Source organism: Paucilactobacillus vaccinostercus DSM 20634 (assembly GCF_001436295.1).
Taxonomy (GTDB): domain Bacteria; phylum Bacillota; class Bacilli; order Lactobacillales; family Lactobacillaceae; genus Paucilactobacillus; species Paucilactobacillus vaccinostercus.
In genome coordinates this window covers 1-7,817 of record NZ_AYYY01000019.1, presented here as the reverse complement: position 1 = coordinate 7,817, position 7,817 = coordinate 1, and the positions used below count along the sequence as shown (strand labels likewise).

The window sequence follows — 7,817 nt, the reverse complement described above, 5'->3', positions numbered from 1 at the left end:
TTTACCTTCCACAGCTCAAATAAATCATTAATCGCGATTAATAACTTATTTGAACCCTGGAAAGCATTAAATCAGGCGGCCATTTGGCTCGTAAGTGTTGCAATTTCAACTTGTAAGGGGGTCTGGTAGCCCAGTGAACTATGAATTCTCTTTCTATTGTAGAAAGCATGCACATATTCAAAAAGGACGGCAGCGGCAGTTTCATAATCTTCAAAGACCGGCACTGGATAAACACATTCCTTTTTGAGGGAAGCGTGAAAGGATTCCATTGGCGCATTATCGTACGGACAACCCTTACGGCTGTATGAGTGGCGGATATGTAGCTCAGTTAAACGTTGATTGTAATCATCGCTGGTATACTGTGATCCTTAATCCGTATGGATAATCAGGTCCCCAGTAATGGTTCGATTTTTAACCGCGCTTTCCAGGGTCTTTAAGACTAAATTAGTATCCATCTTTTTTGAGAACGAATAGCCGATAATCCGTCGTGAGTGCAGGTCCATGATGGTTGATAAGTAACACCAGCCATTACGCTTCGTTTGAATATAGGTCATATCAGCGGTCCATTTTTGATTTAAACCAGTGGTCGAGAAATCCTGCTTAAGCAAGTTGGGACGCTGTTCAACCTTGGTTTTGGAAGCCGAAGCCGCTTTCCACTTATTGACGGTAACGGAGTGGATATCCAGTTCCTTCATGAGCCGGGAAATCCGTCGTGGACTGCACCGAAGCTGCAGTGGTTGAAGTTCCAGATTCAATTCATGGTGGATCTTCATAACACCGTATCGCTGCTTAAATTCCGCAAAGATTCGCAGAATCCGTTGTTTCAAGTCCGCATCTTCGGCCCGGCGTTTTGAAGGTTTGGGGGATCGATAACGATAATACTGAGCTCTGGAAACACCGAGGATTCGGCACATCTTGGTTACCTGGTGGTGATGGCTTTCTTGGTGAATGTAATCAAAGATATTGGTTACTTCTGCGCAAGGAAGCCCCGGGCTTTTTTTAGGATTTCGTTCTCCTCAGACAGCGAAGCCAGTCGCTTTTCCATCGCTTTGATTTTGTCTGGCGATTTATCGGATTGAGTTTTGGCCTGGCCCTGGATCCACTTATGAACGGTTGAATAGCCAATGCCATATTCTCTGGCCAGTTGGGCAGCTGATTCGCCTTGCTTATATAGGTTGATAATGTTTTGTTTGAATTCTTTGTCGTAACGAGTTGGCATGTAAAAATTCCTTCCTTTTGAGAGACGATTTATTCATTATACCCTCTCTTAAAAGTTGTCTCAGGAATCAGCTTACATCCACCCCGCGGGACTGCAATCAGGAGTCATTACTCCAACTGTTTTTGTTCATTATAGAAATTACGGTAAGCTAAATAGCACGCAATGATTGACCCCAAACTAGTCGCTGATAAGAGCATGAACGTAACCATAATTTGATACTTAATGGCCCGTACTGGATCGACCCCTGCAAAGATCAAACCGGACATCATCCCTGGCAGACTGACTAGACCCACAGTCTTTGCCGAATCAATGGTTGGTGACATCCCCGTACGAATCGCCTCACGCACGATGGCAATCGAAGCATCAAGTAGACCAGCCCCTAACGCCAACCGTTCAAGCACACCTTGCCGCTGGTCATGAAACTGACTATTGAGGCTGCGATAAGCCAGCCCAATTGCGACCATTGAATTCGACGCAATCATACCAGAAATGGGAATCATTTGCGATGGCACAAACTTAATCGCACCAGATAGCACGAGGACGCCGAGTGTTACCCCCGTACTAACAAAAATGGCTAATAACGAAATGGCTAATGCATGGTCAATCCCCGGCCCCCGTTTTTTCGCATTCCAAGCCGCATTAAAGATAATGAAGCCCATCATCGCCAGCGTTAGCCACAAATTGTTGACTCGGAAAATATACTTTAGCAAGTAACCCACGATAAATAGTTGTACAACAGCCCGCACGACACCAATGACGATGTCCCTATCCAAGCCAAGTTTCTGCCACAAACTAATTCCTAACGCGACGAGCACTAACATTGCCGCCAAAAATAGCGACGTATTATTAACTGCTAAATTCATGCGTGTACCTCCAATCTGCCAGCAACCACTTTCGCTAATTGATCTGCCGCAGCAATCTCTGTCGCGTCATGAGTAATCATGATCGTTGTCACGTGATCCTGCTCATTTAACTGTCGTAACCAGGCGTGCACGATTTGCTTATTATTTTCATCCAAACCAGCTGTCACCTCATCTAATAACAACACTTTTGGTAAGAATAAGATGTTGCGAATCAGCGCGACCCGCTGCCGTTCACCACCGGAAAGCTCGATAATCGGCTGATGCAGGGTTCGTTCGGACAGCCCAACATTATTTAACGCCGTTACCACTCGTTGCGTATCCATGACTTGCTTACGAATTTGGTACGGGAAAGCTAAGTTATCTGCCACCGTCTCACCAAATAACGTCGGTTGTTGGAAACAATATGAGACTTGCCGCCGATACATGATTGGGTCATAACTTTCAATCGGCTGCCCATCAAAAATCAAGGTCCCACTTGTTTTAGAAATCATGGCCGCAATGATCCGTAATAACGTACTTTTCCCACCACCGGATGGTCCCGTCAATGTAATATGAGCCCCAGCTGGAATCTGCCAATCAACATCATGTAAAATATGTTGATCAGCGATTTGATAATTAACTTTTTCTAAACTAATCAATGAATTCATATGCCCACCCCCGATTACTAATTTATAATCATTATTCGCACCAATCCCGATCGCACAATGATCGGCGCCGACAACAGCCGGATGAAAAAGTGCTCAGAAGTCAATAAATTGGACTTATCTGTTTGATGTATTAATACACGAACCTGTGTAGCCATTGGCAAAGCCATATGAATCATACCTGAGTCAAAGTGTTCCGTATAACTACGGAGGAGTTCTAATTGAACTTTTAATTTATCATTATTTTCCTTGATTGATCGTTTTTGTCTAGACATACGTTTTCTCCTATCTAGGGAGTATTATATCATTTTATAAAAACCACCCGTCGAACGGGTGGTTTTCTCTGAGGCTATAAGCCTCTACTACCGACTGCGCCTCAAGACGCTCGCCTTCACTTCGTTCAAAGCCGCACTGTCATTGCCACTTTTGCGACCCCTAAAGAGGTTTATTGTAGCTCGTATTCTTTATTTGTTGGGTTTTCTACTCTCATGAAATGGATCTTCATATTCTCGCACACTCAACTTATCTTGTTCAATATCCTTTTGTTCTTGTTCTCGAATATATTTTTGGACTGTTGCCGCGTTAAGCCCCACGGTACTCACATAATATCCCTCAGACCAGAAGTGGCGGTTGCCAAATTTATATTTTAGATTTGCATGCTTATCGAACATTTGAAGCGCACTTTTTCCTTTTAGATATCCCATAAACGCAGATACACTCAGTTTTGGTGGAATTGCTACTAAGAGATGAACGTGATCTGGCATCATATGTCCTTCGATAATCTGAACATCTTTGTACGAACATAATCGTTTGACAATTTCGATCAGATCTCGCCGGTATTGATTATAAATAATTTTCCGTCTATACTTTGGACTAAAGACAATGTGGTACTTGCACATCCACTTGGTATGCGCCAATGAGTTTGCTTGATTTGCCATATATATTTCTCTCCTTCTCGGTAATGCAGTGTGGCCTGAACATCTACACTCTAATCCAGAAGGAGAGTTTTTTGTATAACATTTTAACTCCACCCGCATAGCAGGTGGTTTTGTGGTGCGTGCGTTTCCGCACGCACCAGGCTAAAGCCTACATAATAAAAAAACAACCCCCGTTATCTAACTATTAGATAATGGGGGTTGTTTTAATAGTCTTTCCTAGGGGTCATTAGTAAATTATAGACCCTATATATTCATAGCCCCTTTCTGTTTGGTGTTAAAGTATTAGTCATCGATGTCATGCACTATCTTGTTTAGCCTCCGTTTTGATGGAACTGGAAATATTTTCTAAATTGAAATGATTATATATTTCTTTATCCTTAAGCATCCTTTTTTGTGCATTATTTAATTTACACTCATTGTTACCCACTACCCATTCATCCTTTGTACGTATAAAGGGGTTTTGCGCACTTTCCTTTAACGCGTTTTGAACATCTTCATAAGGTAAATAAAATTCAATTGTAGATTTATTTAATTGGTAGATTGTAAAATTAACGTCTCCATCTTTTCAAAACGACTTAATTCTACGGGCTATAAATAACTTAATTTGCCAGTGTATAACGTTTCAGATTAAGCATACCACTATGCTATAATAACCATATCGAAAGGAGATCAATCTAATGAAATATACGAAAACCAAAGCAGTATTAAATCAACTCGTTGCCGATTTGAGCCAGATGTCAATGATTATCCATCAGACGCATTGGTACATGCGTGGACCCAACTTTTTGAAGTTGCACCCCTTGATGGATGAGTTCATGGAAGAAATTGACAGCCAACTCGATGTCATTTCTGAACGGCTGATTGCGCTTGATGGCAGTCCTTACTCGACCTTAAAAGAAATGGCCGAAAACACTAAGATTCAAGACTGGCCTGGTGAATGGGACAAAACAACCCCAGAACGCCTCGCACACTTAGTTGATGGCTATCGTTACTTGGAAGACCTTTACCAACACGGCATTGAAGTATCCGATGTTGAAAAAGACTTCAGTACCCAAGATATTTTCATTGGTCTCAAAACCGCAATTGAGAAGAAAATCTGGATGATTCAGGCAGAGCTTGGGTCGGCGCCGGAAATTGATGAATAAAATAATATTAAAAAATCGGTAGGCTTAAACATTGCTAACGCTTATATCAGTGCTGCTATTTAATTAAAATGCGACATCCCAACAACGGGGTGGCGCATTTTTGTTTGCAATGCGGTGACAAATAGGCCGGAAGCAAAATAAGTGAGTGATAACTCATTTTAATGTTGACAAACCGAGATGTACTGATTATACTAAGGCCATTAAGTGAGTGAGTATACACTCGCTTTAAGAAAGAGGGTTATTAAAATGGCAACGGATTATGTCATCGCCAAGCAGGTCAGCAAGCACTTTGGTCATCAGCAAGTGCTCAATCAGATTGATTTGACACTGCCGGCTGGAATGATTTATGGCTTGATTGGGCCATCAGGAGCTGGGAAGACCACCTTGATCAAGAGTATTTTAGGGATGGAAGCTGTGGATAGTGGCACTGTTAAAGTCATGGATACGGTGATGCCCAATAGGGCGGTAATGGCACAAGTAGGGTATATGGCCCAAAGTGACGCTTTGTATGAGACACTAACGGCCCGTGAAAACCTGACCTTGTTTGGGCAATTGATGAGCGTTCCAAAAATAAAGTTAGCACAGATGATTGATTATGTAGCCGGATTAGTTGATTTAACGTCCCAATTAGACAAGCGGGTCAGTGGCTATTCGGGTGGGATGAAACGGCGCTTGTCGTTGGCAATTGCCCTGATTCAGGATCCCCAATTATTGATTTTAGATGAACCGACCGTTGGGATTGATCCAGAATTACGGCAACAAATTTGGACCGAACTAAATAAGCTCAAGGATACCGGTAAGTCGATGCTCGTGACAACGCATGTCATGGACGAAGCAGAACGGTGTGATTATCTCATGTTGATTCGGCACGGGATTGCGCTTGCTGAGGGGACACCCGCGGCACTGAAACAACAGTATGCAGTAGATACGATCGAACAGGTCTTTTTGAAAGCGGGGCGGATGCAAGATGCGAACGATGGCAATCGTTAGACGAGTTTTTAAGCAAATGTTACGTGATAAGCGTACCTTGGCGCTGATGTTTTTGGCACCATTGCTGATTATGACGCTGATGTATTTCTTATTTCAAAACAACACAACGCAAGTAGCAAGCTTGGGTGTTCATCATGTAGACCAATCCGTGGTTAACGTGATCGATACCAAAAACGTGACGATTCATCATTATGATAGTTCACAGGCACGGAAAATGATTAAGCAGCATGATCTAGATGGCTATTTGACTCAGAAAAATGGTCAATTGACGATTACTTATTCAAATAGCAATCCAACCAACACGTCTTTAATTAAGGCGAGTTTACAATCAGGATTAGTCAAGTTGAAAATGAAGACGCTGGTGACCGTTACTAAGAAACAGCGCGCGGCCCTTGAATCGCAACAAGCCGCTTTGAAGAAGCTGACAGCAGCCCAGACACAAGCAACGGTGACCAAGCTGAAGACTGCCATTGCACAAGCCCAGGCCCGCGGTGACCAGGCAACTGCTGAGAAATTACAAAAGCAACTCAAGCAGGCCACAGCCACGACGTCTAGTTCGACTCAGTCAGCTAAAGCAACCAGTTATACGACTAAGTCTCATTATATTTATGGTAGTAGTGATTCAACGTTCTTTGAAAGCTTTTTGCCAGCCTTTCTCGGTTTCTTTGTCTTCTTCTTTGTGTTCTTGATTTCTGGCGTTTCACTTTTGAATGAACGCACTACTGGAACCCTAAGCCGGCTACTTGCAACCCCAATTCGACGGAGTGAAATTATTATGGGCTATCTAATTGGTTATGGGGGCTTTGCCATCATTCAGACTGTCCTGACCGTTGTTTTTACAATTACGGTCTTCAAGATTCACTTAGTTGGTAGTATTTGGCTGGTCTTTCTGACTAACTTATTATTAGCGTTAGTGGCTTTGACCTTGGGTATCTTTATTTCCACCTTTGCTAACTCAGAATTTCAAATGATTCAGTTTATTCCACTGATTGTTGTACCACAAATCTTTTTTGCTGGGTTGGTTCCAGTCGATGGCATGGCCAGTTGGTTGCAAGCAATTGCCCACATCATGCCGTTATACTATGGTGCTAATGCGTTGACGGCTGTTGTGACAAAGGGTGCTGGGCTTGGCGATATTGGTGTTAATTTGTTAATATTAGTAGGGTTTATGGTCGTACTAACAATGTTGAATATTGTTGGAATGAAACGTTATCGGAAGGTGTGAGGATATGGAACGACCACGGATACGGGATTATTTTCAACAGGATCTAAGTCAGAATGAAACGATTACACCTAAGCAACGGGCCATCCTCCAGGCAAGTCTCGATTTGTTTGCTGAAAAGGGTTTTGACCAGACCAGTACTAGTGATATTGCACAACGGGCCGGCGTTGCGGAGGGGACGGTCTATCGGCGGTATAAGACTAAGGCTGCCTTACGGGATGCCATCTTAGCACCAATTGCCGCGCACATTGTGCCAATTTTAGCGAGTGATTTTTCAGAGGATGAATTACGGCAGCGTTATCCCAGTCTACAGGCATTCGTCACAGCAATTTTTACGGACCGAGTTGCATTTGCTAAAGCTAACGTGAAAGAGTTAAAGGTCATTTTTGAAATGGCCGCTTTTGACACCGAACGACGCGAACAGATTCTTAGCCAGATTGCGCCTAAGATGGTCAAGCAGATGGGAAGTGTCATAAATCAACTAAAAGCAGATCATTTGATTGTGGATTGGCCGAATGATTTGATACTGCAAAGTTTGTTATCGCAGCTATTCGGTTACCTAGCGCGGTTAATACTGGAATTGCCGGGAACTGAAATTGAGCGCGAACAAGCGTATTTGATTACGGTGATGACCAAAATATTGACCCCGGGTGAACATGATCAAATTACTGGTCAGTGAGCTAACTGTTACTTGATATAAACTAAAGCCACTTCTGTACTTAGCGTTCAAATGACCGCTAAGAAGCTGTCCAAGATCTATGATTTTTGATATACTTCTATGTAAAAAGCGAGTTTA

10 protein-coding genes are annotated in these 7,817 nt (G+C 42.8%); 4 read left to right on the top strand and 6 right to left on the bottom strand.

The window, feature by feature from the left end; translation table 11 throughout:
* Positions 1 to 71: 71 nt before the first annotated feature.
* From FC26_RS13185 to tnpA, 6 genes are all read right to left on the bottom strand, one after another.
* On the bottom strand, positions 72 to 317 hold the full coding sequence (locus FC26_RS13185) for an integrase core domain-containing protein (RefSeq protein WP_225426371.1): 246 nt from the start codon (positions 315 to 317) through the stop codon (positions 72 to 74).
* A gap of 51 nt (positions 318 to 368) precedes the next feature.
* The gene (locus FC26_RS13025; RefSeq protein WP_268872652.1) at positions 369 to 950 is read right to left on the bottom strand and encodes an IS3 family transposase; all 582 of its coding nucleotides are present in this window, start codon (positions 948 to 950) and stop codon (positions 369 to 371) included.
* A 17-nt stretch (positions 951 to 967) separates the two neighbouring features.
* A complete protein-coding gene (locus FC26_RS13020; protein WP_057778163.1) occupies positions 968 to 1,219 on the bottom strand; it encodes an IS3 family transposase in 252 nt (83 codons plus the stop codon).
* Between the two features lie 107 nt (positions 1,220 to 1,326).
* Positions 1,327 to 2,082, bottom strand: a complete 756-nt coding sequence (locus tag FC26_RS04430) for an ABC transporter permease (protein ID WP_057778162.1) — start codon at positions 2,080 to 2,082, stop codon at positions 1,327 to 1,329.
* Positions 2,079 to 2,729, bottom strand: coding sequence for an ABC transporter ATP-binding protein (locus tag FC26_RS04425; RefSeq protein WP_010383508.1), 651 nt, complete (start codon positions 2,727 to 2,729; stop codon positions 2,079 to 2,081). The genes FC26_RS04430 and FC26_RS04425 overlap by 4 nt, the downstream gene beginning before the upstream one ends.
* A 461-nt stretch (positions 2,730 to 3,190) precedes the next feature.
* Positions 3,191 to 3,664 (bottom strand): IS200/IS605 family transposase, encoded by a 474-nt coding sequence (gene tnpA / locus FC26_RS04415; RefSeq protein ID WP_057778159.1) that lies wholly within the window; start codon positions 3,662 to 3,664, stop codon positions 3,191 to 3,193.
* Positions 3,665 to 4,341: 677 nt separating this feature from the next.
* On the opposite strand from tnpA, the gene FC26_RS04410 reads away from it, so the two are divergent.
* The 4 genes from FC26_RS04410 (at position 4,342) to FC26_RS04395 (ending at position 7,700) form a co-directional block, all read left to right on the top strand.
* Positions 4,342 to 4,809, top strand: coding sequence for a Dps family protein (locus tag FC26_RS04410; protein WP_003587210.1), 468 nt, complete (start codon positions 4,342 to 4,344; stop codon positions 4,807 to 4,809).
* Between the two features lie 246 nt (positions 4,810 to 5,055).
* On the top strand, positions 5,056 to 5,799 hold the full coding sequence (locus FC26_RS04405; protein WP_057778157.1) for an ABC transporter ATP-binding protein: 744 nt from the start codon (positions 5,056 to 5,058) through the stop codon (positions 5,797 to 5,799).
* Positions 5,777 to 7,024: an ABC transporter permease gene (locus tag FC26_RS04400; RefSeq protein ID WP_031547128.1), complete on the top strand. Its 1,248-nt coding sequence runs from the start codon at positions 5,777 to 5,779 to the stop codon at positions 7,022 to 7,024. The genes FC26_RS04405 and FC26_RS04400 overlap by 23 nt, the downstream gene beginning before the upstream one ends.
* Before the next feature lie 4 nt (positions 7,025 to 7,028).
* Complete coding sequence (locus tag FC26_RS04395) at positions 7,029 to 7,700, top strand: TetR/AcrR family transcriptional regulator (protein ID WP_003589827.1); 672 nt, start codon at positions 7,029 to 7,031, stop codon at positions 7,698 to 7,700.
* The last annotated feature ends 117 nt before the right edge of the window (positions 7,701 to 7,817 follow it).

Coding starts and splice junctions, on each gene's coding strand:
- FC26_RS04430 (WP_057778162.1), bottom strand. CDS start 2,082: ATGAATTTAGCAGTTAATAATACGTCGCTATTTTTGGCGGCAATGTTA.
- FC26_RS04425 (WP_010383508.1), bottom strand. CDS start 2,729: ATGAATTCATTGATTAGTTTAGAAAAAGTTAATTATCAAATCGCTGAT.
- FC26_RS04400 (WP_031547128.1), top strand. CDS start 5,777: ATGCGAACGATGGCAATCGTTAGACGAGTTTTTAAGCAAATGTTACGT.
- FC26_RS13020 (WP_057778163.1), bottom strand. CDS start 1,219: ATGCCAACTCGTTACGACAAAGAATTCAAACAAAACATTATCAACCTA.
- FC26_RS04395 (WP_003589827.1), top strand. CDS start 7,029: ATGGAACGACCACGGATACGGGATTATTTTCAACAGGATCTAAGTCAG.
- FC26_RS04405 (WP_057778157.1), top strand. CDS start 5,056: ATGGCAACGGATTATGTCATCGCCAAGCAGGTCAGCAAGCACTTTGGT.
- tnpA (WP_057778159.1), bottom strand. CDS start 3,664: ATGGCAAATCAAGCAAACTCATTGGCGCATACCAAGTGGATGTGCAAG.
- FC26_RS04410 (WP_003587210.1), top strand. CDS start 4,342: ATGAAATATACGAAAACCAAAGCAGTATTAAATCAACTCGTTGCCGAT.